Source organism: Anaerozeibacter quisquiliarum, assembly GCF_051162045.1.
GTDB classification, from domain to species: Bacteria; Bacillota; Clostridia; order Christensenellales; family Aristaeellaceae; genus Anaerozeibacter; species Anaerozeibacter quisquiliarum.
Genome location: NZ_JBISDI010000020.1, coordinates 1 through 23809, shown reverse-complemented (window position 1 = coordinate 23809; position 23809 = coordinate 1). Strand labels below are relative to the sequence as shown.

Genomic DNA, 23809 nt, shown 5'->3' with positions numbered 1-23809 from the left:
GGAGACCTTCGCAACCTGCACACTACCTATTAAATGGTGTTACTGAAGAAAGTCATCGTTGAACGTCCGATCCACGAGCCGCAGGCCATTGACGAAGATCCCAGATCGCTTTTTATGCCTGTTGAAGTCCTCCGCCTCCAGCGCCGCGTAGAAATCCGTGGTGGACCGGATGTACTCACCGGTCTCAGTGCAGAAACTGCGGTAGGTCGTGTACAACTCCCCCGATTTGGCTTCCAGGCCGGGGCCGACCTCGCAGCACTCCGTCAGGAAGTGGTTGAGCCAGTCGCTTTGCTCCCGATACGCCTCGATCGCACGTTGGACACGCGCGGGCAAAGGGATCTTGAACCCCAGCTCAATGGCTTCCTGCGCGCCCTCGATCATCCATGCCATGACGGCCTCGCGGGCGTTCTCGAACAAGTGGTCCGCGTAATTCTTGATGTCGCTATTCCCCTCAATCTTCGCCGTGAAGGGAATGACCACCAACCTGCGCCAGATACCGCTGTCCATCGCGCCGACCTTGGGGAGATGGTTCGTGTACAGAACCAACGTGTGGCTCGGCGTAAAGCTGAGCGGGTCCTTGTACTTCTTTTCGCCGTACACATTGTCCGTGGAGGTCAGCTGCTTGACCGTGGAGGTGTTGAGCCGGGTACCTTCCTCGAGCTCGGCAGCGATTAGGAGGCGCTTGCCTCGGGTCTCGGCCATCTCAGGCTTGACATTGCGCCTGCAGCCCACCGTCAAGGCATCAGCGGAGATGTTGCCGCTGTAGTCACCCAGCACGCGGGCCAGTGTGTTCCAGAAGGTGGACTTGCCATTGCGGCCGTCACCATAGGCGATGATCATGACTTCCCAGAAGACCTGGCCAACGCACACCACGCCCGCGACACGCTGGACATACCGGATCAGCTCCTCGTCATGGCTGAAGAAGGTATTGAGGGCGTCGAGCCACAGCTTCTTGCCTTTTTCACTGGGTGAAGCGGCTGTTGCGTGGGTGATGAAATCCTCTGGATTGTGCGCTTGCGCGCCCGCGAGCCCGCGGCGGAGATCGTAGGTGGCGGCAGGCGTACACAGCAGGTACCAGTCTTTGTCCAGGAGCGCTGGATCGATCTCCAGAACAGGCCTTGCTTCATGCAGGGTGGCGGTGATATACTTGGACTCACGGCGCTGCAGGGCAAAGCTCTTGTAGGACGCCGCATCCTCGTACCGCTGGTATGCCTGGAGCTGCTCATCATTCAGCACTGCCGTGGCCTTCTTCTTCGGATGCTTGGCCATAATCTCAGCCGCCCCGGTATCTTCGTAGGCACCAACGCAGTTCTGAATGTCTTGCTGGGCCTCCGCCAACTGCAGATCTGTCAGCGCGTGCGCGACATGCTGCGCGCCCGGCTTTGTTTCGCGCCAGTAGGTGCCGTTGTAATGGATGTAGTCGGTGGCCGGAGAGTACCGGAGTTCCCCATGAAAGACTTCACCGAGCATGCGGGCTTGGCCGACGTCCGTGTAGTCTTCGGGCTTGTACAGATATGTGTCGGCGTTGTACTCGTCCGGCGGCACATAGCCTTCCTGCTGCGAGATCCGGCTGTAAAACCCCTGTGCGCTGCGCCAGATCGTGGAGAGTTCCGCATCCTCCAGCGGCGGGTCACACTTGTCGGCCTCATCCAGGAAGAAGTTGTACGCGGTCTCGGTGTCCCCGTAGCGCTTGAGCACGCGCCCGGCAAAGTGCGACAGCGTGGCGTTCCGGCTGCCTTCCGAAATGACGCTGCCCGACGGATTGCCCATATTCCTGAAAGCGTCCGCTTCGGAGTCGGGATAGTACATGTCCAGACACTCGTCCAGCGTGATCGTGCCTGGGAAAAACGCCGCCTCTGGCTCTGCCGTGCCGAAGAAGAACCGGGCGGCATCCAGCGCTTTCATATCGAAGTACGGGAAGACAGCGTTCATGCGCTTTTTCAGGTCGCTGTACTCGGCATGGTCGGTCACCTCTTCGATCAAGAACAGAACGTGAAACTTGGGTCGCGGGGGTTTGCCGCGCTTGGGTATGTTGTGGTGTCGGCTGAAATGCACGGCGAAAGTCGTGTCCGGAAAAGCCTGCCGGATATGGTCCGGAGTGACCCAGTCGTCAGGGTTTTCAGAATGGTCGTTGTCACAGTCCATGCCGAGACAGTCCGATCTTGTGAAATTATCGTTCGAGCGATAGTTGCGCTTATACTGCACGCAGACATAATCGCGCGCGGCGGCTTCCCGTAGTGACGCGTCATCCGTGACCAGCACCTTGTGTGGGTATATGCAATTTGTCTCCATTCCGACGCAGTCTGCGTGGTAGAGCGTAAAGCCGTTCATGTGACCACCTCCTCACATTCTTTGGTGAAGTACCGGATTCGCTGGCCCTTGCGCATAGCGCGCGTGATCTCAATGCCCATGCCCCTCGTAATCGCGTCTCCGAACACCCAGAGCTCCGCGCACTTCGAAAGGAGCACGATGTCCATGAACAACGCCAGATCTCGCTCGGCGTCGTCATCATCTTGCATGAACTGGGGAAACAACAGGTGCGGCGCGATGGGGATGCAGCCACTGTCAACCACGAAGCGGCAGTAGCGCCGGGCGTTCAGGATGTTGGCATCGATGTCTCCGGAGTAGGGGGAGCACACATAGACGATCGGCCGGAACCGGGCTTTTCGCAGTTCAGCTTCGATGTTGGTGAAGGCTGCAAAGACCGTCGGGTCGGGGTAGCCCTCCGAGTTGTACTTGCTGACGCTCATAGTGTTCCCTCCGCCGGGGGACTTGGGTGATAGCACATAACCTTGACCTCCTAAAACAAAGATGTGAAAGGTCGCCCTTTCACATCCCAGTCAAAAGAATCGGCGCGGGAGTTTACACCGCCGGATCAAGTTTTTTTGTAGAAAGGCATCTCGTCCCCGTCCGCGCGCAGCACCAGCCCCGGTACCCACGGCGGAGTTCTGCCCATCTGCTCGCAGACGGCCTCCAGAGACACCCGAGGATCAGCCTCGATGATGATTTCGTCATGCACGTGTGCCACGATATTGCAGCAGCGCAGCGTCTGCATGGCGTAGCACAGAATGTCACGGCTGATCGCCTGAACGATGTTTTCTACGAACTTCGGACCGTAGGACTCAATGCGATCCCACTTCTTGACCCCGCTTACGCCCATGTAGGTGATCGCCGGAGAACCGAACTGGTTTGTTCCGATCTGGGGCCGTACATAGGAGAGCTGTCTGCCGGACGGCAACGTGATGAAAAGCATCGAGGATTGGCAGGTAAAGGTGATTCCGTGCGTCTTGGTGATCGTCCTGTCGCGCACGGCGGTCATCACGGCGCTGTCCACATCCCACCAGAGCTTTACGATCTTGAGATTGGCCGCACGCCACGCATCGACCAGCGGCTTCAGTTCGTCTTCCATCAAACCCATGTCCAGCGCGCCCATTGCCTTGAGCGCGCCTACGGAGCCGCCGTAGCCGAGCGCCAGCTCCGCAATCTTTCCTTTCTGCCGCAGATGCCCGTTTTTGCCGTGCTTCTCCACGGGCACACGAAACATCTGGGCGGCGCTGGCACAGTAGATGTCGCCGCCTTTCTTAAACACATCCAGCCGCCATTGCTCCCTAGCCAGCCAAGCGATGACTCGCGCCTCGATGGCTGAGAAGTCGGCGACAATGAGCTTTCCGCCCTCATAGGGTACGAGTGCCGTGCGGATGAGCTCGGAAAGCACATCGGGGGCGGAAGGATATCGGGCTTTCAGATCCTCATACGCGCCCGCACGCACCATCTCTCTGGCGTCCGCGAGATCGTCCATGTGGTTCTGGGGCAGGTTTTGCAACTGCACGTTTCTGCCCGCCCAGCGACCAGAGCGATTCGCGCCATAAAACTGGAAACACCCGCGGATGCGATTGTCCGAACAAGCGGTGTTTGCCATCGCTTGATATTTTTTCACCGAGGATTTCGCCAGTTGCTGTCTGAGCGCAAGCACATCCGCAAGACCATCGGGAGCGTCTTTAAGAAGCGCGGCCACCTGCTTCTTGCCGAGCGAGTCAGTTTCCAGACCGTTCTTCGCAAGCCAAGTTTTCATCTGTGCTACGCTGTTCGGGTTCTGGAGCGCCGTCAGCGCGCGCATCTTTTCAGACAGTTCGCTTCGGGACTGCTCGTCCATACGGATTGCGTTCTGCACGAGCGTCATGTCTACGCGGATACCCCGGTCATTGATCTCCTGATCCAGCCAGTATTCCTCCCAGACGGCTTGTGGTACGGGAAAGCGCTTGAGGCGCTCCTGAATGGCACGTTCCGTCTCTACGTCCCGCGCGTTGTAGGCCTTGAACATCGCCCATTTCTCCAGCGCATCGGCGGGGCGGTTGCGTTCGCGTCCGCCGTTTGCCTTGGTCGGCGCACAGGGCTGGCAGAAGTATCGGATGAGTTCCTTGCCCTCTGTCAGTTTCTGCTTATCCAAAGCGAGTGCCGCGCCAACGCCCGCGAGGGACAGCGGCAGCCCCAGGTACGCAGACCAGATCATCGAACAGCGCCACTGTGTCGGGTCAAGGTATTCGCCAGTGGGGTAGCCAAGATAGCGCGACAAACAGACACGCTCAAAGTTTGCATTATAGGCGTATTTTTGAACATTTTCATCCGTCAGAGCGGTGATGATCTCAGGAGGAATCTGTTCTCCTTGAGCGAGATCGATCACACGTACCTCGCCGTCGTCCACAGCATAGCCGAAGAGCAACACAGCATAATCGGGTGCTTCCACGTAGCGATATACGCCGGTCTTACTCAAATCGGCGTTGGAAAAGGTTTCGATGTCAACACTCAAACGTTTCACCGTTTCACCTCCATAAGGCGAAGGGCGGTGAAGTCGCTCCACCGCCCCAGCCGATTTGTCTTACCGCAGGAAATCGTCGTCGTCATCGTCCGTGAAATCGGACTCGGCGCTGGCGCGACCGCCGAGAGGCTCGCCGTCGCGGATTTTCTGGAGGTTGTTAAGGCCGCAGGCGATACCCTTGTTGCCGTTCGAGTTGAACGCGTACAGCGTGATGCTCGCCCGGCCATACACGCCGCTGTACACCTCGGAGCGGGACAGGATGGGATTGCGGTCGGCATCCACGATGCCCGGCGCGGTCGCGGAGTTGGCGTTGATGAAGTAAGCACCCATGTAAGCGGGATCGTCGGGGCGCTCCACATCGCCGTCGCGCAGCGGGTTCTTGAGAGCAGACATAGGGGGCACAGACTTGCCGTTGCCCTTGAGCTTGCTTTCCCCGTCGTGGTAAGCGGCCTCGATCGCCGCGTGAATCTTATTAATGGTGACCGTGTCGGACTTGGGGATGATCAGAGAGACGGAGTACTTCGGCGTGCCGCCATTGATGCTTTTCGCTTCCCAGGCGTTGACGTAGCTCCAGCGGGTGTCTTTGCCGGTGATGACTTTCATGGGATTGATTGCCTTCTGCGTATTTGCCATGGATGTGTTCCTCACTTTCATTCGTCAGCGAAGTCAGTCTTCGCGTTGTTGATTTCCGGACGGTTGTCGGTCTCGGGAGCGAGCGTCGGCTTACCTTGCGGGCGTTCCACATAAGCACCAAGCATCTCGCTGAAGCGTTTCTTGCCGAGCAGCTTCTCCATTGCCGTAAGACCCAGCAGTTTGTGTTCAAAGGGATCGAGGCCAGCAGCGGTCACGGCGTCTGCGATGGCCTGTTCATCGGTGTAGCGGCGGTTCGCCCGACCTTCTACCAGCTTCCAGCCGTTGAAGTGTGTGCCGCTGAGCGCTGCCTGCAGCGCGTACTCTTTGATGTCGCTGGCCCACGCCAGCAGCTCGTCCAGCTTGTCGAGGATGGCGGCGATCTCGTCGTCCTCCAGATATGGAGGGAGTTTGAAGTCGTGTCGGGCAAGTTCCATGTTGTGCTCGGCGCGTTTCCGGCACTCGGCTTTCGCCTTGCAGAAACGGCACCACTCGCCGCACTTCAGTTCGCCCTCGCCCTTGAAAGCCCGATCCGCCGCCGGTTTCAGGACTTCGTTCGCCCAGAGGTAGAGGTCGTCTTTTGAGAGGACCTCGGTGGCGACATTCGCGCGCCGGGGCTGGAAGATCGTCATGCTGACAGTCTGGATATCGTAGATGCCGTCGAAGAGGAGCAAGGACCCAAGACCGTATAGCCGAAGCTGGGGATTGCCGTACGCCTCCACGAGTACTCCAGCGCCATGCTTGTAATCGCACACGTACAGCGTGCCGTCGCCCACAATGAGCAGGTCGCCCGTGCCGTACCCGCCCGGCACAAACTCGCTAAAGTCCAGCTTCTGTTCGATGAGGATCTGCGGGTCGGCGCAAGTCTGCCGAATCCCAGTGATGATCTCAAGCGCATATGCCACGTAGCTTTCGGCGCACTCGTGCATTTCCTCGGTGTAGTGGATGAGTGCTGGGTGCGGGTCTCGCGCTTGCATGCCCAGCGCGGTTTTGAGCAGATACTCGCACAGGGCATGTGCTTCGGTGCCCTCGGCGGCGTAATCACTGCCTTTATCCTCGTACTCTTCGCACATCCGCGCTGACGGTGGGCACTCGATCCAGCGCTTACTGGAGGAGGCGGACAGAAGCGCGTGACTACCCATCCTGCCGCACCTCCGTCGTGCCGATTGCTGTCGCTGCCTGAATCAGGTCGGCGTACCTGCCGGGATCGACGTCGGACAGCTGCGTTGCACCAAAGTCCATTAGCAGCGCTCTGACCGCCGCGCTGTGCCCCGTCGTGCTCTTCTGGGAGAGGACGGAACGAACTTGCTCCTTGGTTACGGGAGCAGGCGCTTCTGTTTCTTCCTGACTGGAGAAGAGGCGTTCCAGGGTGACCGCTGCCGAGTTCAGGGCATTTGCCGCTGTCCTCAGTTCGCCGATGCAGATGTCCAGTTCGCTCATCCTGCTCACGCGTCCACGCCCCCTTCCGCAATCTCTCGAATCTCCACCGATTCCACCGACTGGCCGGGCGTGAGCACCAGAATCTCGGTCGGCTCACCGAACAACCAGCGCGCGATTTTTCTGGGCAGCGACAGCGTGCCACCCTTGAGCACCTGTTCTCGACTGCCGTCCGCGTCGGTCACGTTGATGCAGATCCGATGTTTGAGGGTCATATTGACCACCTGCCTTTCTGGAGGGCTTTCCCTCTCGTGTCCCAGTCAAAGAAAAGTGGGGCGTTGTTTACACGCCCCGGAGGTTTATCTGCAGTTTTCTTTGATGGACTCGAACAGACGACCTAGCGCGCGACTAATGGCGGGACGACCCTTGCCGAGCTCGTCAGCGATTTCAGATTGCTGTTTACCCTCAATGAAGTATAAGCGGTACAGATTCTGCTGATATTCGGGAAGGGTGGCGATGAAGTCCCGGACGCTCTCGGCGCGAGGGGAGACATCCTCCTTCCGCGTGAGTTCCCACGCGCGAAGGGCAAGCTGGTTCTTATCCTCGGCGTCATCTTCGCCGCCGTACACAGATGAGAGCGGAGCATTCCAAAGCTGCCACGAGGACGGTTCGGGTTCCCCAGGGTGTGTTTTACGCCACGCCGTCATTACGGCCTTCTCGTCAGGAGAGATATACCGATGGGCGGCTTTGAGGTTTTGGTACACCTCAGCGTCATCAAGAGCATGCAGCCGCTTGATGTCGGCCTCGGTCACGCCGTCCTTGCCGGGGTAGAGGGCCACAACGCCGCCATCGGCGTCCATATAGGAATAGGTCAAACGCTTGTCCAGAGGTGTTTTCCTGGTTTTCATGATTTGTCTCCTCTCGTCGTCGGTTTGTGTTCCGAAAGCGAGAGAAGGCAAAAATGAAGCTCCCTCTACGCTTTCTTGCGCTGAGGGAGCAAATCCGCCCATTTCAAGGTGCACCAAATACGGGCAGCCCGAAAATGAAGGAGTCTCCCTCATAGGCTGCACCTGCGCCTTCCCAAGCGCGGTGCGGGTCTTCCAGCTTGATCGGGAACTTCTGACCGGGAGCGACCCGGCAGGATCAGGCTGTACAAGGTGCAGAGATGGTCCCTGATGGAATGCCGCGCCGTAAGGTTGTAAGGCTCCTACAGCGAAAGGAACCGCTCGCCGGACTTAGCCGACAAAAAATAGCCGGATGAAGGGGAACGGGTGCAAAACACCCATCCCGCAATCATCCGGCTATTTGGTCACTCGCTACAGAATCTCCATTGGCCTGCTTATCAGGCAATGCGCTGCCGCTCATGGGCGGCCAGGACTATTTCACCTGCTGTACGGAGCCGTTGCTCGGTATGTTGCCAATCAATCGTGGCCGCTCTTTCGCGACCATCGCCGCTGTTCATGCCCCGCGGGCGCCAGCCTGAGAATCTTGCCTCTTTCAGAGGCGTGAGGCGGCTTATACAGAACGGAATCCGAGACGAGAGGGATGGAAACCAAGATTCCGCACTGCGGGCATTTCATCTTGATCGTTACCGGTGGTTCGGGGAGTGCGGTCGTGTCGAAAGCCCGCTTTCTGCAGGAGGAGCAGGCTATTGCCAGCATGTTCGGATCGCGCATTGGGCATACCTTCCTTTTCCTGATTACATATACATGAGGCCCGGCATCGTGACGGTCTCGCACTTGTCCTGCGCCATCCTGAGATCACCCAGGAGGGACGCGGGGCAGATCGCCCGGTAGCCGAACCGGCGCCGGATCTCATCAATAGTGTCGTCCAGCGCCTTGCGCCTTTCGCGCTTTACCACGTCGTCGAACATGTCCAGTTGCACGGGGCGCTTCTCCGGCACCAGGTTGATTCCGCGCACGGTAAGCGCCCGCACCGGCTTCAACCAGTTGTATCGAGCCCGGAACAGCGCGAACGCGGCCTGCGCCATCTCGAGCGGGCTCTGCGTAGGGAAGCTCAGCGGCAGTTGAAACTGTTGCCAGCCGAAGTCCTTGTCCTTGACCGTCAGCTGTACGCCCCGCGCCGCCAGCTCGCTCTCCCGCAGCCGGTGCCCAACGTCCTGTGCCAGTTCGTACAGCACAAGCCAGACGGCGTACTCGTTGTCAAGGTCAACCACGCAGGTGGTGCCGTGTCCCACGGACTTGATCGGCGCTTCGTAATCGGATGGGCTGACCTTGGCGTTGTCCAGCCCGTTGGCGAACGCCCACAGCATGACGCCGTTCTTGCCAAATCTGGCGCGCAGGTTTTCGGGACCCATATGGGCCAGTTCCCCGATGGTTCGGACGTTCGTCTGCGCCAACTTTTTAGTGGTGGCCGGCCCGACGTAGAGCAGTTCCGACACCGGCAACGGCCAGACTTTCTCCCGCCAGTTGTCCTCATGCAGCACGGTGATCGCATCCGGCTTCTTCATATCGCTCCCCAATTTGGCAAAGATTTTGCTGAAAGACACACCGATGGAGACTGACAGCCCGAGCTCGTCCTTCACGGTCTGCCGGATTTCCTCCGCCACTTCGAGGCCGCCCTTCCGGACGCTGCCGCACCCGCGAACCGAGATCCACGCCTCGTCCATGCCGAACGGCTCGATGTCGTCCGCGTACCGAGCATATATCGCGCGCACCAGCCTCGAGTATTTCAGGTACTGATCGTACTGGGGTGGGACGCAGATCAGGCCGGGGCATGCCTGGCGCGCCTCCCAGTTCGCCTGCCCTGTCTTGACGCCCTTCGCCTTCGCGGGGTAGGATTTCGCAAGCACGATCCCGTGTCGGTTTTCCGTCGAACCGCAGACCGCGACCGCCTTTCCCTTAAGTGATGGGTCCAGCATCATCTCGACTGCTGCGTAAAAACAGTTGAGGTCTGAATGAAGCACAACCTGGCTCATTTCTTTCTCCACTCCCTTCTCGTCCGGCCCGGACAAGTGCCATTTCGCCACCGGCCGGATACGGTGAAACGGAGTATAGCACACGGTTGATGTCTAAGCAAATCGACCGTAGAGAACAAGCGTTCTTTTCGGCGCAATTTAACATTCGCCTATTTCTGGGAATCGAACACGATGTGAAATTTGATCCGGAGTTTCTGGGGCGCTTTACAGTACATCGATGGTGTGCTATAATGCGGCCGAATAGAAAAGTGTAGTAGGGGGGCTAAATCATGGCACCGACAACTCCTAAGCCCTCGCAGGGGAACATCACGCATCTCGCGGAAGCGAAAGCGAAGAAGTTGTATCAGTTTAACAAGGAGCAGTACGGCGATAGAATTCGGGCGCTGCGCATTAAGTGCGGGCTGAGTCAGCCGCAGCTTGCGGCGAAGGTTGGCGTGAAGAAGAACGCTGTCTGCAATTGGGAAGCTGGGCGCGGTCGGCCTGACATGAACCTGCTCCCTCCACTGAGCGAAGCCCTGGGGGTCTCAATCTCCACGCTGTTTGGCTCGCCAGCCAGGCTTGGGGAGCTTTCTTTCGACGAACAACGCCATCTGACCAATTACCGTTCTCTGACCAGGTACGACAGGACCTTGGTGGATTGCATGATTGACACCATGATCGAGAACAATGACGCGGCGTTCAAGGCGAACTGTGAACGCGACTTTGAGCGGCTGCGCCGCTCCGACTTGCTGGCTTCGGCCGGTACCGGCTTTTATCTGAGCGATGAAAGCAAGGCGGAGTATGTGTTCGCACGCGTGAGCCGTAACGTCTGCCGCGCCGACGAGATCATTTCTGTCACCGGCGACAGTATGGAGCCAACTTATCATGATGGGGACGATCTGTTGGTTGAGCACGCGGATCGCATTGAGCCTGGCGAAATCGGGATCTTTGTGGCAGCTGGCGAGGGCTTCGTCAAAGAGTATCAGAAAGATGGACTTCACTCCCACAATCCCGCATACCCGGTCATGAAGTTCTCGGCAGACGACAATGTCCGGTGTACCGGCAGGGTGCTGGGAGTCCTGGAAAAAGATCAGTATGCCACCGGCCTTGAGCAGGAAGTGCTGGAAGATATCTATAGGGAAAAGCGGAAGAAGAGCAAGCACGGCGAAGCCTAACGTCCTAATGTGAATTGTATAGGCGGTCGGTTTATTTGCTATCCCCTTTATGAATTAACCGCAAGGGGGAAAGGAATTCAGTCAAGTTGGGTCGAGAAAAACGAATCACGCCCATGGATCGGTGGAGATGAGGTGATCTGGTGCAGCACAAGGAGATAAAGGAACGCATCCTGGAATACATCGTGGGCTTTGTGGATGCCAATGGGTTCTCGCCAACCTACCGTGAGATCGCGAGCGCGGTTGGTTTGAGGTCACCCTCCAGCGTCAGTCGCCATATCGAGCAGTTGAAGGCTGAAGGGAGGATCACGTTGCGCGATCAGAAGTCGCGGACGTTGGCGCCGCTTCGCCGCTTGGAGCTTGTTAACGCCAGTGCGGAGCGCCAAAGCAGGGTACAGTTGGAAGTCGCTGACGGCGGGGTGATTTGCTTTGACTGCAACCTCGAAAAAACTGGCACGGACGGCGTTTCCGTTACATTCTGCGGAGTACTCGATGCCAGCCAGTTAAAAGGCACGGTGAGCCGAGTTGTAAGCTGCAGACTGGAGACGAACAAGCAGGAAGAGGGATAACTATGCCGGATCGGAATCCAACGAAAGTGTATGTTCAGGTAAGCGCCGACTTTGGGGCGGACGGGCGTATGCTTCCGCGCAGCCTTGTTTGGGAGGATGGTACGCGATATAACATCGATCAAGTGTTGGCGTGTAAACCCGCCGCCGCCATGCGCGCCGGTGGACAAGGCGAGCGTTTCACAATCCGGGTGGACGGACATGAGAAGTATCTTTTTTTTGAGCGCAGCACGGAATTGAGCGGTCCGAATATCGGTAAATGGTTCGTGGAACGCAAAGTTGGTTGATCGGGAGGGATGAAAGTGACGAATCTTGTGAAACGGAAATCTTCACTCAAGCGCTGCGCTTTCACGGGCTATCGCCCCGCCAAGATGCCCTTTGGTTATGACGAGGCCGATCCGCGCTGTGTCGAGTTCAAGGCCCGGTTGAAGAACATGATCGAGACACTGATCGGAGAAGGCTACGCACATTTCGTCAGCGGGGGCGCATTGGGAATGGACCTGTTCGCGGCCGAAGCCGTGCTGGAGCTACAGGAGAAGTATCCTTGGATCATCCTGGAGATGGTCAGCCCGTTTGACGCACAGGCGGCTCGTTGGAATGACGAGTACCGGATGCGGCATGATCGGCTGTTTGCGGCGGCGGACATCGTAACCGCCACCGGGCACGAGTACACCAAATCATGCATGTTCCGGAGAAATCGATACATGGTTGCTAATGCCGATTTGCTCTTAGCCGCCTACGACGGGCAGCCGGGCGGCACGGCGATGACCTGTGAGTACGCCCGGGAAATGGGTGTGCCGATACGGTTGATTATGCCCCTGTCTCGCGCTGCATAATTTGTGAGTTCTCCAAAGCCCTCGGTTGCTTCAAGCGACTGGGGTTTTTATTTACGCTTCTCCAGGATCAGTGCAGTTGAAGAGAAAACCCGCCGAAGCGGGTTGAAAATCACCTGCTGAGCAATTCAGCGATTTCTTCTGGTGTCTTGCCGGATGCCTTCAGTTCAGCAAAGACCTTAGCATAAGTTAACTTGCTCTGGCGGCGTCTGGTTCCAGTCTTGGCCTTCTTCGCTTCGAGCTGTTCAATCGCCTTCTGATGAAACTGGATCTTCCGATCAATTTCGGCGATCCTCTCTTCGGCGCTTCTGAAAGTACGCTTGGCTTCTCCACTTTGAGCTGAAACAACAACTTCTGATTTTCTCTTCACGGTCATAATGCACACATCCTTTCAAAAATGAGAGTATCATCATTGATCTGAAATGTAAAGGCCTAATTTACTTGTTTGCTTTGGCAAGATATCCAAACAGTCGATGCGATAGAAAACTAGAGTACTCAATTGGGAATGTCGAGCATTGTAAGCGGCATGATTGGCTTCTGCGGGAGTGAACATCGTGACCGCGATCAGGCGTGAGTGCACTAGTTCCCTACATGTTCTAGAGAAATCGATCCCTGGTCGATAACGCTGATTTGTTCTTAATGACCTACGACGAGTAGCCGGGTGGTGCTGCAATGACCTGTGAGTATTGACGGCACGGCGGCGCTGCTGGATTGCTATGTCGGGCTGTACGAGCACCTGAACGAATTTACGGGGGCAGTAGCATGAAGCTGAAAGACAAGAAAATTGAGATTCTGGCGGCGCTGAACGTCTCAAACGGCAGCGGGTACTTCACCGAAACCCTGACCCCCATAGGCCCACCCGTATGGGCATATTTTCGCCACCTGTCCGGCAAGGAGATATTCGCCGCGTCTGCGCAAATGGCGGTTGAGGAAGTGCTATTCACCATTAACTACCGCCCCGACATTACGCCAACGCAGGTTATACGGTACAACGGGGCTTTGTACGATATTACGCGCGTGGACTCGTTTGAGGGGTACAAAGACGACCTGACGTTGTACGCAAAGCGGCGCAGATAAACTATCACGGTTGACAATATTGATTGCGGGCTTTGCCCCACTTGTGGTATACTGATACGAGGGATGCCGAACAGTGGGGTTTGTTTTTGCTTTACAGCTATAACAAGCTATGGAAAATGCTGATAAGGGGGCGCAATAATGAAACTAAAATCTTATGCTGCTACTCTTGTAGAAAAAATGTCGGAATTTGACTTGTGGGTCACGCCGTCCCTTGGAGATATAAGGGAAACAGAGCAATTCAGGCTTAATTTACAACTACTGAAAAACGGCTTCGATATTTGCGGTTGTATTACAAACAACTATGAAACGCCTGAAATGTGTTCATCAATGGCATTAGCTGATAATGCCATATCTTTAATTGCGGGAAAATCGCACGAAGAAGCAAAAAATATATTAGACAGTATTTTTAATGTTCTGCTGCTTGCCACAGGGAAAACAGATAATAACCTCAAATGTCAATTTCCGCTTATGTTACAAAACGAAGTAGGAATTTCTTCTTATCCGGTTAAGAATAGCCGGGGACAATGGAGGAATAAAGAACTTCCTAGAACCATTTCTTTAGAAGATGTAACCAAAACTATTCTAGGGTTGGCGGAGCAAGAGGAACTGCAAAAGGTAATAGCTGAAAGCTATTTTCATCTTGTAATTTCAGATGAGCAATATGCAAGGCAGCTTTGGAGTTTAGGAAGTTCATATGTTGCGCAAAAACTTACTGGTGATGCTGATTCGCTTATCAGTTCCATTGTGATATTTCAATCGCGCGGGTCAATCACCGCAACCCAAGGCCATATACCGGAAGAAATTCTTAGAAATTATATGCACGACTGGGGGCTGCAATCGGGGTTTGACTTCAATACGCAAGATGTAGAAATAGGCGATTTGTTAGGTGATATGCCCGCCGAAAATACTATTAAAAAGCGTAAATATGACTTTATTATACCGTATCAATCAAGGCGGGATGGGGCAAAGATATTTATTCAAAGTCAGTTTTATGCAGGTGATTCGGGAAGCGTATCTCACAAGGTTGTTGACCAGACGGATAGTACAAGAAATGTAACGAAGCGGAAATTTACAAATGCCGTTTTTGTAGAATACTTAGACGGAGCAGGTTATTATGCGTCCTTGAATGGTGACTTGCGAAAAATGCTTGCTAAGCCTACTACAAAAGAATTCATTCAAATTCGGACCGCTCCGATTAAATTGCGACGCGAATTACAGGGAATACGATTCTTGACAACCTTAGAAATTGAACACGCTATTATCCGAACTTCAGGCGACAAACAGGAAGTATATGCTATTCTTGCTCAAGAGGATTATTCCGAGAATGAAATCGGTATAGCTATCAACGAAGCTATAAATGCAGGCCTTATACATCAAGACGCAACGGGCGCATTGTCAATAACACAGAAGCGAGCCGAAATCGTGCGTAAATATTGTCTACTTGACATTATTTCAAATTATGGTTGTGCCTTGCCCGTTGGAAAAATGAAAGGCTGCCTAATGGTTTCGGGCAATAAAACCTATTTCGGTATGCCGCAAGACAAAGTGATCGAAACAGCGTTAAAAGTCATTCCACAGCTTGATGCACTGTGGGAAAGCAAAACTAGTCCATTTAGGGATCTACAAGCGTTGATTGAACAAGGCTTGATTATTTTGAAGTAAGAGGGAAGTTATGACGCTCGAAACTAAAATTACTGACGCGCTTAATAGAGATGGTATAGTTATATTGCCGCCAATGGGAGCATTTGAATCCATTTCATTGCTTAAAGAAAACAATATTCATGTACAATGCACAATACTTGACCCATGGTACAATAAAGGTTTAGGGGGTGAGCTTCCGATTGATGAATATGATATGTTCATCCAGACACTTTTGAATGGTACAGGTGAAATTTCTGACTTGCTGTATTTGTGGGGATTCCCCGAAATTGTAGGTCCTTATGTCAGAAATGCCCCGAAAGATTTTTACCTGTCTGCATGGTTAACGTGGTACTATAAAAACTGCCCCTCTGTAATTCGGGGATGGCGTTCAAGTCAGAATGCCTGCTTGCAGTTTATGCGAAAGGGATATGCGTTGCACCCGGAAAATTTCCTTGAAGGTGCTCAGTTAGAAAAATATCAGTCGGGAAAACTTAGATTCGTACCCGGCCCGCCAAGTGTTATAGAGGCGCCCCTTATTATAGGTTTTGTTGGAAAAAAAGAGCGGACAGGGCACCCCTCTCAAAAGCCCGAAGCAGTTTTCGACAAACTTATTTTAATGGCTACAAAGGAAGATGAATTGATATTTGACCCAATGGCCGGTTCTGGAACCACAGCAGCGTGCGCAAAGAAAAGTAATAGGAAAGCGATAGTATGTGAAATGAGCGAAGAATATACGCAGATGATAGAGAAAAGGCTTAATGTTTCACGCCTTAAATTGTGATACACATTGATTTCTCTTGTCGCATACCGTGAGCCGCGTTTATTGTAACTTTGTTGATATAAGCGACAAAAAAGCGACAAAACGACAATAAAACACGGCAGAAACCCTTGATTTTATTGGGTTTCTGCCGTGTTATATGTTCTCTTTTTCGAGATAGATTTCGACACCATTTTTCTTCAGTTGGTGAACTACGGTCAGGCTGTCCACCGTGTTTCGTACGAACTTGCTGACGCTCTTGGTGGTGATGTTTCGACTTTCCTGCGAGACCGTCCGCAACCATCTAGTTGAAGCCGTCGCGCCACATGGTGTGAGCACGACGATGCCTTCGTCTATCGGCGTTTCAGGCCCGTTCACCCGGATGGCGTTCATATACCCTTGTATCAAAGGACATTGATTCGGCGTCCGGTGCCTGCGGTATTCAATACGACGAAGTTTAATATGGAATTATCAGTAAATACATGATATACTTATCGCATTATTGGCACCTAATAATTGAGCGTATTTATTGGATACGATGTTTAGCTCGGATAGCAGGAGGCAGCCTATGGCGATTCGAGGAAAAAGCATAAACCTCTTCCTGATGGACGGAACCCCCAACGGACGCATTAAATGTACGCTTGCTAACTGGACCGGTGTGGCGTATAAAATTCCGCGCACGGAGCTGGATGCGTGCCGAGAGCGAGATGACCTTAAACAAAGCGGAGTATATTTTCTGTTTGGCACGTCGGACCAAACAGGAGAAAATGTCGTTTACGTTGGCCAAGCTGGAGCAAGAAAAAACGGTGAGGGCATCCTTAATCGTTTGCAGGAGCATAAGCGCAATCCCGAAAAAGACTACTGGACGGAAGCGGTGGTCTTTACCACATCAAACAACTCCTTTGGGCCGACTGAGATAAGTTATCTGGAAAATCGCTTCTGCAAAATCGCGACAGAAGCGGGGCGATATTCCGTCAAGAATGGTAATGACCCGACTTCCGGTAATATCACCGAAGAAAAGGAAAGCGAGCTCGAGGAGTTTATTGATTATGCGAAGATTGTGATGGGGGCACTAGGCCATAAAATCTTTGACCCCTTAGTAGTACAGCCAACCGTACAGGTAAGCGTTCCTGACGTTATAACCGCCGAACCCTTGTTTTATCTGAATACGTCCAAAGCTAATGTGAAAGGGCGCAGGACCAGTGAGGGCTTCGTCGTGCTTAAAGGTTCTGTTATCGCTCCGAGCCCGACCCGGAGTTGCCCGGATACCATCCAACACTATCGTGATCAGTACGCGGCAAGGATTGACGGAAATTGTATGCTCACAGAAGATACGCTGTTTAAGAGCCCATCGGCTGCGGCAGGGTTCGTTTCTTTTGCGAGTGCAAATGGGCTGATTATGTGGATGACAGAAGACAGAAGGACACTGAAGGATTTTGAGAACAGTGGCTGCTAAGCAAGGCATTACAGCGGCAGATGGGAGTTGACACCTTGGATATACAGCTCGCTCTTGAGAAGCTTCGCGAAAACCGCCCAATATTTCATTCAGAGGCAGATTTCCAGTTTGCCCTGGCCTGGGAAATTCAGAAGATGTATCAAAATGCCGATATACGCCTTGAGTACCCGTCCATAGAAGAACCGAACAAGTACATAGATATCATTGTCAAACATGAAGGGCAAGTATACCCTATTGAGTTGAAATACAAGACAATAAAGCTGTCCACTTCAAAAAATGGCGAGCAGTTCTGCCTAAAAGATCATGGGGCGCAGGACCTTGGCGCATACGACAGCATAAAGGATATTTGTCGGATTGAGTCGTTCGCCAATCATCTTGCTGGTTTCAAGAATGGTTATGTAATTTGGCTCACAAACGACCCCTTCTACTGGCGTCTTCCAAGCCGTCCTGATGTTGGATACGCAGAGTTCAGCGTTCATAACGGGGCAAAGAAATGCGGCCTAATGCGCTGGGGCAACAGCGTCAGTGAAGGAACGATACGAAAACGCGAAAGCGAATTGATTTTGCGGGGCGAATATGAAATCATCTGGAAAGAGTATAGCCGTTTGGGTGGAAATTATGGGCTGTTCAAATATGCACTTATGACCGTTGAAAGATGAATGGTTGATTGTCTATATCCGGCAGTCTACTAAAAAAGGAGTGAACCAGTATGGCGACAGCAACAATCCGAATAAGCCGAGCGCGCAAGGAGTTAATCGCCAAGTATGCAACGGCGGCGGTGTTCCTGTATGGAGTAATAAGCGTCGATGAGTTTGTCGGTGTTTTCAACCACTACGAGGAAAACCGAACGACCTCGGAGGAAGCATTGCTGGCCTTGAAGCGACTTGCCAAAACTGATGATGTTGAGTACTCAATCGCTGGCGACATCATATCAGGGCCCGAATTTCAGCCTGACTTCGATGACTACGAAGAAAACGTTGAGATTATTCGGGCCAACCAAAAGAGCAAACCCCGCTATTTGCCGGATAAAGAAGAATTTTTGAGATACTTCGACGAATTCTATCGTGAGCCTGAAAAGCCGTATTCTGATCTTAAGGAGCACATCATGAAACGTCAACTCACCACTCGCGGCGAGGGGCTTGACGGCGTGGATGGCGACCTGATCGACCTACACGAAATTATACAGTTCGGCGTTGATTCAACGGATGAATTTGATTACTTCACCAAGCGGGGATACAAATTCAAAGGGATTGATAGTGCAAATGAATTTGCTCGATTGGTAATGAACGCTCACAATAATACGAGGATGTACGACAACAACGGCTTCACGCCGAGCGAGATCTTTGAGAAGTTTGAACGCCCTAAGCTAAAACCGCTCCCCAAAGAGCCGTTCAAAATTGAGGCGACGCACAAAGTTGGGCGTAATGCCCCCTGTCCCTGCGGGAGTGGGTTGAAGTACAAAAAATGCTGCGGCAAATAGGGGTGTGCAGTTTAACGATTACTCGCTTCTGACGATTCGGGTTGTGCATTGTATCAATTCATGGTGACTTTGCCACCACGGCCGGAGGGATGCGTGCCTGGGTAGAAATATTCAAGGCACAACCATCAAATGAAAACCCTGCACCCTCAAACGAACCCCCACTCCCAAACGATTCTCAAGGCTTCATTTGACAGTGGTCATGACCCGCGATAACTAGCCCTGATCAACCGAATAATCTCGTAGAAAAAGGCCCCAAATCGGCTGGAAAACCCATGAATCCAGCGATTCGGGGCCTGTTTTTGTATCAATCTCGCTCACGTGATCGACCTCATCATCACGAAGTCCGTCTCCCGCTTTGCACGCAACACCGTGGATTCTCTGACCACGGTGCGGATGCTCAAGGAAAAAGGCGTCGAAGTATATTTCGAAAAGGAGAATATCTACACGCTGGATTCCAAGGGTGAACTGCTCATTACGATCATGTCCAGCCTCGCACAAGAGGAAAGCCGCTCCATTTCCGAGAACGTGACCTGGGGGATGCGCAAGCGGTTCGCGGACGGCAAGGTCGCACTACCCTACAAGCAATTCCTCGGCTATCGCAAAGGCGCCGATGGGCTGCCGGAGATCGTGCCCGAGGAGGCGGTCATCGTGAAGGATATTTACCGCATGTTCCTCGAAGGAAAGTCGCCCGCTTACATCGCGCGCCACCTGTCGGTGAGCGGCATTCCATCGCCGGGTGGCAAACCCAACTGGCGACCCAATACCGTCATTAGCATTCTCTCCAACGAAAAGTACAAGGGCGACGCCATCCTGCAAAAGACCTTTTGCACGGACTTCCTGACCAAGAAGATGAAGGTAAACGAGGGCGAAGTGCCGCAATACTATGTGGAGGGTAGTCACCCGGCCATCATCGAGCCTGCGATATTCGACGCGGTTCAGGTCGATCTGAAGCGCCGAAAGCAGCCGGGCCGCAGGAACTATACGCCGCATTGCTTCTCTAGCCGGATTTGCTGCGATGAATGCGGCGAACTGTATGGCAGCAAGTCGTGGCATTCGCATACTGTGTGGCAATGTAACGCGAGGCACAAGGGGCTTACCGCCTGCTGTACGCCCCCTTTACGCAACGAAACCCTGCAGGATGCATTTGTGCAGGCCTTCAACCAAATCGTTGACCGCAAGGACGAGATCATTCAAATCTGCGAGGATACCATGCGGGAGCGCTGCGACACATCCGGGCTGGTAGCGCAGCAGGCCGAGCTACGCACGGAATTGGAGATCATCACGGGGCTTATGCAACGACATATCAGCGCCAATGCTCATATGGTGCTGGATCAGACCGAGTATCAGCGGCAATATGACGAGTATGAGGCACGGTACCACGAAACCAAGCGGTGCATCGCCGAGGTTGAGGCATGCCGGGAAGCCCTCACCGCCAAACGCGGGAAGCTCAGGGGGTATCTTGATATGCTTCGCAAGCAGGGGCCAATCAGGACGTTCAACGAAACACTGTGGTGCGGCGCTGTTGAGCAGGTACGGATAAAAGAGGACGGAACCATGCACTTCATTTTCAAGGATGGGGCTGTGGTTGAGGGGTAAGGCCAAATAAGAGGTCGCAGGCTCATATCGGGTCTACGGCCTCTCGTCCTTTGATTCCGCGGTTACCTTTGCGATTGTATTTATTGGAAATTTGTGGTATAATAAATTATATTTTTGAAATATGCTAGGCTAAGGCATCGGTCCTTATTACTTTCTTTCATCGGGGAGCGGATATCGATGATCCTTTCGAAATTAAAATTATGGAATTTCAGGAAATTCAATAGTAAAGAAAGCATCGAGCCTGGTTTAGAAGTCTGCTTCCATAAGGGGCTAAATGCACTTATCGGTGAGAATGATTCAGGAAAAAGTACAATAATCGATGCCATAAAGTTAGTTCTCCAGACACAAAGCGGGGAGTATATTCGCATTACAGACGACGACTTTTACACAGCTAATGGCACAAGTGTTTCCGAGTTTAGGATTGAATGTACCTTCGAAGAATTCAAACCCGAAGAGGCGAAAAATTTCATTGAATGGCTAACATTCTACAGAAAAGCCGAAGGTGAAGAAGTTTGCTATAAGCTTACACTGCGCTTTCGCGCATGGAAAGAGAAGAATCGCATCTTTACTGAACTAAAAGCGGGAAACAGTGAAGACGGTGTTCAGTTGGATGGCAAGGCAAGGGAGTTGCTGAAGTGCACATATCTTCGCCCTCTGCGCGATGCCTCTCGTGAAATGAACTCCGGGAGAAACACTAGGATCTCCCAGATACTGTACAGTCACCCCACATTTAGCAATAGAGAAGGTCATAAGTTAGTTGAAATATTCTCCGATGCAAACGAGAAGGTAGAGAAATACTTCACAGAGGAGGAGGGCATAGACGTTCTTGGAACCATTAGAAGTATATTGCAAGAATTTCGTGCCTTCGGCGAACCCGATAAAGTATCTTTCGAGGCGGCAGGCGTAAGCCTGAAATCCATTCTGGAAAACCTGTCTCTCGCAGCGCCAGAAGTACAGCCTGGCCTTGGGCTACATAATCTGCTCTTTATTGCAGCCGAGCTTTTACTTCTGAACCATGATGAAAATGGTGGGTTAAGGTTGGCGCTTATTGAAGAATTAGAGGCGCACCTTCACCCACAGGCACAATTAAGGTTGATCGCCTATTTGCAAAGGGAGTACAACAACTCTGGCGTTCAAATTATCGTTTCTACGCATAGTACAATACTTGCATCTAAGATAAATATTAAAAATCTTATCCTGTGTAAGAATGGGACTGCCTACGACCTTACGCCAGAAAAAACGCAGCTGGAGAAAGGGGATTACCTTTTCCTTCAACGTTTTCTTGATGCTACAAAGGCAAATCTATTCTTTGCAAATGGCATCATTATGGTCGAGGGGGATGCAGAGAATCTTCTGATTCCAACAATAGCTGACATAATTGGATTGAACCTTGAAAAGCACGGAGTATCTCTAGTCAATGTTGGAAGTATAGCCTTCTTCAGATTTGCAAACATTTTTAAACAGACTAGCCAGAAGACTTTAGGGATTCCCATATCCATTGTAACCGATTGTGATATTAAGCCCGTGCGTAATTCAGATGGAACTATCGATTCAAAAGAAAAGGAAACCATACAAGCCGTTCACGATATTACAGAAAGGTATAACCTAAACGAAATTAAAGCTTTTGTCGCTCCCAACTGGACACTAGAATACACATTGGCACTGAGCAATTTGCGCGTATTGATGCATCAATCCATTCTATTTGCGAAAAAAATAGAAAATAGTAATAAGTACGCGCTTACATCCGATAAAGTTAAAGACGCAATAGATATTGCCAAGAAGGAAATGGCAAGCTGGAAAGAATCAAGTACTGAAAGACGGCACCATGTTCTTCATTATCAAGGACGGGGCTGTGGTGAAGGGGTAAGGATTATGGCACATATTCGGGGTTGGATGTAAAGTAGACTCTAGATTTTGTTAATATTTTGTTTATCTTTTCGTTGTGGGATGACCAACACCCAGGTTTATTATATAATATATTCGCTACACAAATGGAAAAAAACAAACGGGGCGAGGAAAATGGATAACCCATCAAGAGGCACCGGCCTGGCCCATAGAGACATTAATCCGAATTGTTACCTGAAAACGTTTTCAGGAGCAGTTCTTGCACTCATTAAGTTCATTGAGGCACTGATTGCTTCTTACCTGCTTTACCAGGCGTTTAAGACAACAAGCGATGGATCGCATATAATCAATGGCTTGATAACTATTTTGAAAGGAAACGTGGACTCCTTTGACACGATTGGTCTATATAGCATCTTCAATGCCGAATTGACGATTTTCGTTGTCATAGACTGGGTGGTTATTCTAAACCTGGTATTCGTAATTTTAGACGCTATAGGTGTGATATTCTTACGAATGTTCGGAAAAGGTTCCGGGTTGGTTCGTCTGGTACACACGATCAGGTATATTATTCTTCTGATTAGCTTGATTTCCACCGTTGCCGGTGTCGCTTGGATGATATATATCCTAAACAAACCAATGGCAGATTTAGGAGAGTACTCTCAGGCAGTTACTTTGACATATTCAGCAATAGCGCTGTCGGGGGTAGCTGTTTTGTTACCATATCACCTCGCCATTGCTGCGACCATGAGAATAATCGGTATCGAACTACGCACAGATCAGATGCAGTCCGTAAAAAGAAATAGCCTGCCCAGAACCAGTGCCTATTTAGCATTTTGGTCCCTCATATCGCTCGTAATAATTGTAGCTCAATACGCTATTAGTCACGATATTTTATCGTTTAGCCAGGGGATTAATACCGTAATAGAATTTATTAAACAACTGAACATCGGGTTCTCTGACGAGGCATACCTATATCTTATCGCCATAAACGCGTTCTTTTTAGCAAAGTATTTTCTGGTTGGCATATGTGCAAGGAGATTTATTCGGGAGCATAAGCGATACCGCTCAACGGTGGAGAACTATCAAAGAAGCAAGCCGAAAAGAACTTGGCTCAAAACAGGTATTATAGGTGTAATTATTTTGACCATGTTTTATTTTGCCGCTTGTAGTGGTGGTTTAAAGCAAGAGTATAGGCCTGTTCCCAATGTAATGGGGGTGTTACTGTCAAGCAGAAATCCCTGTAAAATGGCAAACAAAAATCCCTAGTTTGGAAAGATATCAGGGCTAGAAAATCTCCTTTCTGTGAGCGAGCCTGTAGGAGTTGTCGGAGAAGGAGAGGACCTGACATTTGTGCGTAAGGCGGTCGAGGAGAGCGGTGGCAAGGATAGGATCGCCAAGGAGGTCTGCCCAGCCATCGAAGCCTTTGTTGGAAGTAATGACGACGGAGGTGTTCTCGTAGAGCTGGGAGATGAGCTGGAAGAAGAGGTTGGCTTCGACCCTTGAGATGGGGAGATAGCCGAGTTCGTCAATAATGAGCAGGTCGGCCTCTTTGATCCACTTGATACGGGCCTGTGATTTTCTTGAGATTTCGGCAGTCTTAAGGATGTGGATGAGGGAATCCATGGAAGCGAAGAAAACCTTGTAGC

At 52.1% G+C, this 23809-nt stretch carries 25 protein-coding genes and 1 pseudogene; 14 read left to right on the top strand and 12 right to left on the bottom strand.

Going from position 1 to position 23809, the window contains the following annotated elements; all coding sequences use genetic code 11:
- Positions 1 to 39: 39 nt before the first annotated feature.
- The 8 genes from ACH6CV_RS10160 to ACH6CV_RS10125 all read right to left on the bottom strand — a co-directional run bounded on the left by ACH6CV_RS10160 (position 40) and on the right by ACH6CV_RS10125 (position 7731).
- Positions 40 to 2331 carry a phage/plasmid primase, P4 family gene (locus tag ACH6CV_RS10160; RefSeq protein WP_456358077.1) on the bottom strand — a complete coding sequence of 764 codons (2292 nt, stop codon included), beginning with the start codon at positions 2329 to 2331 and terminating at the stop codon, positions 40 to 42.
- Positions 2328 to 2750 carry a DUF7768 domain-containing protein gene (locus tag ACH6CV_RS10155; protein ID WP_456358076.1) on the bottom strand — a complete coding sequence of 141 codons (423 nt, stop codon included), beginning with the start codon at positions 2748 to 2750 and terminating at the stop codon, positions 2328 to 2330. Before ACH6CV_RS10155 ends, ACH6CV_RS10160 begins: the two co-directional genes overlap by 4 nt.
- Before the next feature lie 125 nt (positions 2751 to 2875).
- Complete coding sequence (locus ACH6CV_RS10150; RefSeq protein WP_456358075.1) at positions 2876 to 4816, bottom strand: DNA polymerase; 1941 nt, start codon at positions 4814 to 4816, stop codon at positions 2876 to 2878.
- 60 nt (positions 4817 to 4876) lie between these two features.
- On the bottom strand, positions 4877 to 5449 hold the full coding sequence (locus tag ACH6CV_RS10145) for a DUF2815 family protein (RefSeq protein ID WP_456358074.1): 573 nt from the start codon (positions 5447 to 5449) through the stop codon (positions 4877 to 4879).
- Positions 5450 to 5466: 17 nt separating this feature from the next.
- Positions 5467 to 6588, bottom strand: coding sequence for a DUF2800 domain-containing protein (locus ACH6CV_RS10140; RefSeq protein ID WP_456358073.1), 1122 nt, complete (start codon positions 6586 to 6588; stop codon positions 5467 to 5469).
- A complete protein-coding gene (locus ACH6CV_RS10135; protein ID WP_456358072.1) occupies positions 6581 to 6886 on the bottom strand; it encodes a DNA ligase in 306 nt (101 codons plus the stop codon). Before ACH6CV_RS10135 ends, ACH6CV_RS10140 begins: the two co-directional genes overlap by 8 nt.
- A 5-nt stretch (positions 6887 to 6891) precedes the next feature.
- The gene (locus ACH6CV_RS10130; RefSeq protein ID WP_456358071.1) at positions 6892 to 7098 is read right to left on the bottom strand and encodes a hypothetical protein; all 207 of its coding nucleotides are present in this window, start codon (positions 7096 to 7098) and stop codon (positions 6892 to 6894) included.
- A gap of 84 nt (positions 7099 to 7182) precedes the next feature.
- Complete coding sequence (locus tag ACH6CV_RS10125; RefSeq protein ID WP_456358070.1) at positions 7183 to 7731, bottom strand: sigma factor-like helix-turn-helix DNA-binding protein; 549 nt, start codon at positions 7729 to 7731, stop codon at positions 7183 to 7185.
- Positions 7732 to 8368: 637 nt separating this feature from the next.
- Between ACH6CV_RS10125 and ACH6CV_RS10120 the strand changes: the two genes are divergently transcribed.
- Positions 8369 to 8536, top strand: a complete 168-nt coding sequence (locus ACH6CV_RS10120; protein ID WP_456358069.1) for a hypothetical protein — start codon at positions 8369 to 8371, stop codon at positions 8534 to 8536.
- Here ACH6CV_RS10120 and ACH6CV_RS10115 read toward each other — a convergent pair.
- Positions 8523 to 9761, bottom strand: a complete 1239-nt coding sequence (locus ACH6CV_RS10115; RefSeq protein WP_456358068.1) for a DNA polymerase Y family protein — start codon at positions 9759 to 9761, stop codon at positions 8523 to 8525. The two genes, ACH6CV_RS10120 and ACH6CV_RS10115, sit on opposite strands and share 14 nt — an antisense overlap.
- A gap of 269 nt (positions 9762 to 10030) precedes the next feature.
- On the opposite strand from ACH6CV_RS10115, the gene ACH6CV_RS10110 reads away from it, so the two are divergent.
- The 4 genes from ACH6CV_RS10110 to ACH6CV_RS10095 all read left to right on the top strand — a co-directional run bounded on the left by ACH6CV_RS10110 (position 10031) and on the right by ACH6CV_RS10095 (position 12314).
- Entirely contained in the window at positions 10031 to 10915 is an 885-nt protein-coding gene (locus ACH6CV_RS10110) for an XRE family transcriptional regulator (RefSeq protein ID WP_456358067.1), read from the top strand.
- Between the two features lie 140 nt (positions 10916 to 11055).
- The gene (locus ACH6CV_RS10105; protein ID WP_456358066.1) at positions 11056 to 11481 is read left to right on the top strand and encodes a LexA family protein; all 426 of its coding nucleotides are present in this window, start codon (positions 11056 to 11058) and stop codon (positions 11479 to 11481) included.
- 2 nt (positions 11482 to 11483) lie between these two features.
- The gene (locus ACH6CV_RS10100) at positions 11484 to 11765 is read left to right on the top strand and encodes a hypothetical protein (protein ID WP_456358065.1); all 282 of its coding nucleotides are present in this window, start codon (positions 11484 to 11486) and stop codon (positions 11763 to 11765) included.
- Positions 11766 to 11774: 9 nt separating this feature from the next.
- Positions 11775 to 12314, top strand: coding sequence for an SLOG family protein (locus ACH6CV_RS10095; protein ID WP_456358064.1), 540 nt, complete (start codon positions 11775 to 11777; stop codon positions 12312 to 12314).
- A gap of 109 nt (positions 12315 to 12423) precedes the next feature.
- On the opposite strand, the gene ACH6CV_RS10090 is transcribed toward ACH6CV_RS10095, so the two are convergent.
- Positions 12424 to 12687, bottom strand: coding sequence for a hypothetical protein (locus ACH6CV_RS10090; protein WP_456358063.1), 264 nt, complete (start codon positions 12685 to 12687; stop codon positions 12424 to 12426).
- 386 nt (positions 12688 to 13073) lie between these two features.
- Here ACH6CV_RS10090 and ACH6CV_RS10085 point away from each other — a divergent pair, with 386 nt between their 5' ends.
- The 3 genes from ACH6CV_RS10085 to ACH6CV_RS10075 all read left to right on the top strand — a co-directional run bounded on the left by ACH6CV_RS10085 (position 13074) and on the right by ACH6CV_RS10075 (position 15810).
- The gene (locus ACH6CV_RS10085; RefSeq protein ID WP_456358062.1) at positions 13074 to 13388 is read left to right on the top strand and encodes a phage head closure protein; all 315 of its coding nucleotides are present in this window, start codon (positions 13074 to 13076) and stop codon (positions 13386 to 13388) included.
- Between the two features lie 138 nt (positions 13389 to 13526).
- Positions 13527 to 15050, top strand: a complete 1524-nt coding sequence (locus tag ACH6CV_RS10080) for a hypothetical protein (RefSeq protein WP_456358061.1) — start codon at positions 13527 to 13529, stop codon at positions 15048 to 15050.
- Positions 15051 to 15060: 10 nt separating this feature from the next.
- Complete coding sequence (locus tag ACH6CV_RS10075) at positions 15061 to 15810, top strand: DNA-methyltransferase (protein WP_456358060.1); 750 nt, start codon at positions 15061 to 15063, stop codon at positions 15808 to 15810.
- A 135-nt stretch (positions 15811 to 15945) separates the two neighbouring features.
- Here ACH6CV_RS10075 and ACH6CV_RS10070 read toward each other — a convergent pair.
- A pseudogene (locus ACH6CV_RS10070) lies at positions 15946 to 16090 on the bottom strand (recombinase family protein); the annotation flags it as partial.
- 264 nt (positions 16091 to 16354) lie between these two features.
- Between ACH6CV_RS10070 and ACH6CV_RS10065 the strand changes: the two are divergent.
- From ACH6CV_RS10065 to ACH6CV_RS10040, 6 genes are all read left to right on the top strand, one after another.
- Positions 16355 to 17242: a GIY-YIG nuclease family protein gene (locus ACH6CV_RS10065; protein WP_456358059.1), complete on the top strand. Its 888-nt coding sequence runs from the start codon at positions 16355 to 16357 to the stop codon at positions 17240 to 17242.
- 35 nt (positions 17243 to 17277) lie between these two features.
- Positions 17278 to 17901 (top strand): hypothetical protein, encoded by a 624-nt coding sequence (locus ACH6CV_RS10060; protein WP_456358058.1) that lies wholly within the window; start codon positions 17278 to 17280, stop codon positions 17899 to 17901.
- 50 nt (positions 17902 to 17951) lie between these two features.
- Positions 17952 to 18722 carry an SEC-C metal-binding domain-containing protein gene (locus tag ACH6CV_RS10055; RefSeq protein ID WP_456358057.1) on the top strand — a complete coding sequence of 257 codons (771 nt, stop codon included), beginning with the start codon at positions 17952 to 17954 and terminating at the stop codon, positions 18720 to 18722.
- Between the two features lie 276 nt (positions 18723 to 18998).
- On the top strand, positions 18999 to 20318 hold the full coding sequence (locus tag ACH6CV_RS10050; RefSeq protein WP_456358124.1) for a recombinase family protein: 1320 nt from the start codon (positions 18999 to 19001) through the stop codon (positions 20316 to 20318).
- A gap of 177 nt (positions 20319 to 20495) precedes the next feature.
- The gene (locus tag ACH6CV_RS10045) at positions 20496 to 22217 is read left to right on the top strand and encodes an ATP-dependent nuclease (protein ID WP_456358056.1); all 1722 of its coding nucleotides are present in this window, start codon (positions 20496 to 20498) and stop codon (positions 22215 to 22217) included.
- A 120-nt stretch (positions 22218 to 22337) separates the two neighbouring features.
- Entirely contained in the window at positions 22338 to 23429 is a 1092-nt protein-coding gene (locus ACH6CV_RS10040) for a hypothetical protein (RefSeq protein ID WP_456358055.1), read from the top strand.
- Positions 23430 to 23447: 18 nt separating this feature from the next.
- Here ACH6CV_RS10040 and ACH6CV_RS10035 read toward each other — a convergent pair.
- Positions 23448 to 23809 (bottom strand): ATP-binding protein (locus ACH6CV_RS10035; protein ID WP_456358054.1); only part of this gene is annotated, 362 nt, incomplete at its 5' end.

What these genes read in the sequence shown, in the direction of transcription:
- ACH6CV_RS10160 (WP_456358077.1), bottom strand. Translation starts at nt 2,331, where the DNA reads ATGAACGGCTTTACGCTCTACCACGCAGACTGCGTCGGAATGGAGACA.
- ACH6CV_RS10155 (WP_456358076.1), bottom strand. Translation starts at nt 2,750, where the DNA reads ATGAGCGTCAGCAAGTACAACTCGGAGGGCTACCCCGACCCGACGGTC.
- ACH6CV_RS10145 (WP_456358074.1), bottom strand. Translation starts at nt 5,449, where the DNA reads ATGGCAAATACGCAGAAGGCAATCAATCCCATGAAAGTCATCACCGGC.
- ACH6CV_RS10140 (WP_456358073.1), bottom strand. Translation starts at nt 6,588, where the DNA reads ATGGGTAGTCACGCGCTTCTGTCCGCCTCCTCCAGTAAGCGCTGGATC.
- ACH6CV_RS10135 (WP_456358072.1), bottom strand. Translation starts at nt 6,886, where the DNA reads ATGAGCGAACTGGACATCTGCATCGGCGAACTGAGGACAGCGGCAAAT.
- ACH6CV_RS10130 (WP_456358071.1), bottom strand. Translation starts at nt 7,098, where the DNA reads ATGACCCTCAAACATCGGATCTGCATCAACGTGACCGACGCGGACGGC.
- ACH6CV_RS10125 (WP_456358070.1), bottom strand. Translation starts at nt 7,731, where the DNA reads ATGAAAACCAGGAAAACACCTCTGGACAAGCGTTTGACCTATTCCTAT.
- ACH6CV_RS10120 (WP_456358069.1), top strand. Translation starts at nt 8,369, where the DNA reads ATGGAAACCAAGATTCCGCACTGCGGGCATTTCATCTTGATCGTTACC.
- ACH6CV_RS10115 (WP_456358068.1), bottom strand. Translation starts at nt 9,761, where the DNA reads ATGAGCCAGGTTGTGCTTCATTCAGACCTCAACTGTTTTTACGCAGCA.
- ACH6CV_RS10110 (WP_456358067.1), top strand. Translation starts at nt 10,031, where the DNA reads ATGGCACCGACAACTCCTAAGCCCTCGCAGGGGAACATCACGCATCTC.
- ACH6CV_RS10100 (WP_456358065.1), top strand. Translation starts at nt 11,484, where the DNA reads ATGCCGGATCGGAATCCAACGAAAGTGTATGTTCAGGTAAGCGCCGAC.
- ACH6CV_RS10095 (WP_456358064.1), top strand. Translation starts at nt 11,775, where the DNA reads ATGAAAGTGACGAATCTTGTGAAACGGAAATCTTCACTCAAGCGCTGC.
- ACH6CV_RS10090 (WP_456358063.1), bottom strand. Translation starts at nt 12,687, where the DNA reads ATGACCGTGAAGAGAAAATCAGAAGTTGTTGTTTCAGCTCAAAGTGGA.
- ACH6CV_RS10085 (WP_456358062.1), top strand. Translation starts at nt 13,074, where the DNA reads ATGAAGCTGAAAGACAAGAAAATTGAGATTCTGGCGGCGCTGAACGTC.
- ACH6CV_RS10080 (WP_456358061.1), top strand. Translation starts at nt 13,527, where the DNA reads ATGAAACTAAAATCTTATGCTGCTACTCTTGTAGAAAAAATGTCGGAA.
- ACH6CV_RS10075 (WP_456358060.1), top strand. Translation starts at nt 15,061, where the DNA reads ATGACGCTCGAAACTAAAATTACTGACGCGCTTAATAGAGATGGTATA.
- ACH6CV_RS10065 (WP_456358059.1), top strand. Translation starts at nt 16,355, where the DNA reads ATGGCGATTCGAGGAAAAAGCATAAACCTCTTCCTGATGGACGGAACC.
- ACH6CV_RS10055 (WP_456358057.1), top strand. Translation starts at nt 17,952, where the DNA reads ATGGCGACAGCAACAATCCGAATAAGCCGAGCGCGCAAGGAGTTAATC.
- ACH6CV_RS10045 (WP_456358056.1), top strand. Translation starts at nt 20,496, where the DNA reads ATGATCCTTTCGAAATTAAAATTATGGAATTTCAGGAAATTCAATAGT.
- ACH6CV_RS10040 (WP_456358055.1), top strand. Translation starts at nt 22,338, where the DNA reads ATGGATAACCCATCAAGAGGCACCGGCCTGGCCCATAGAGACATTAAT.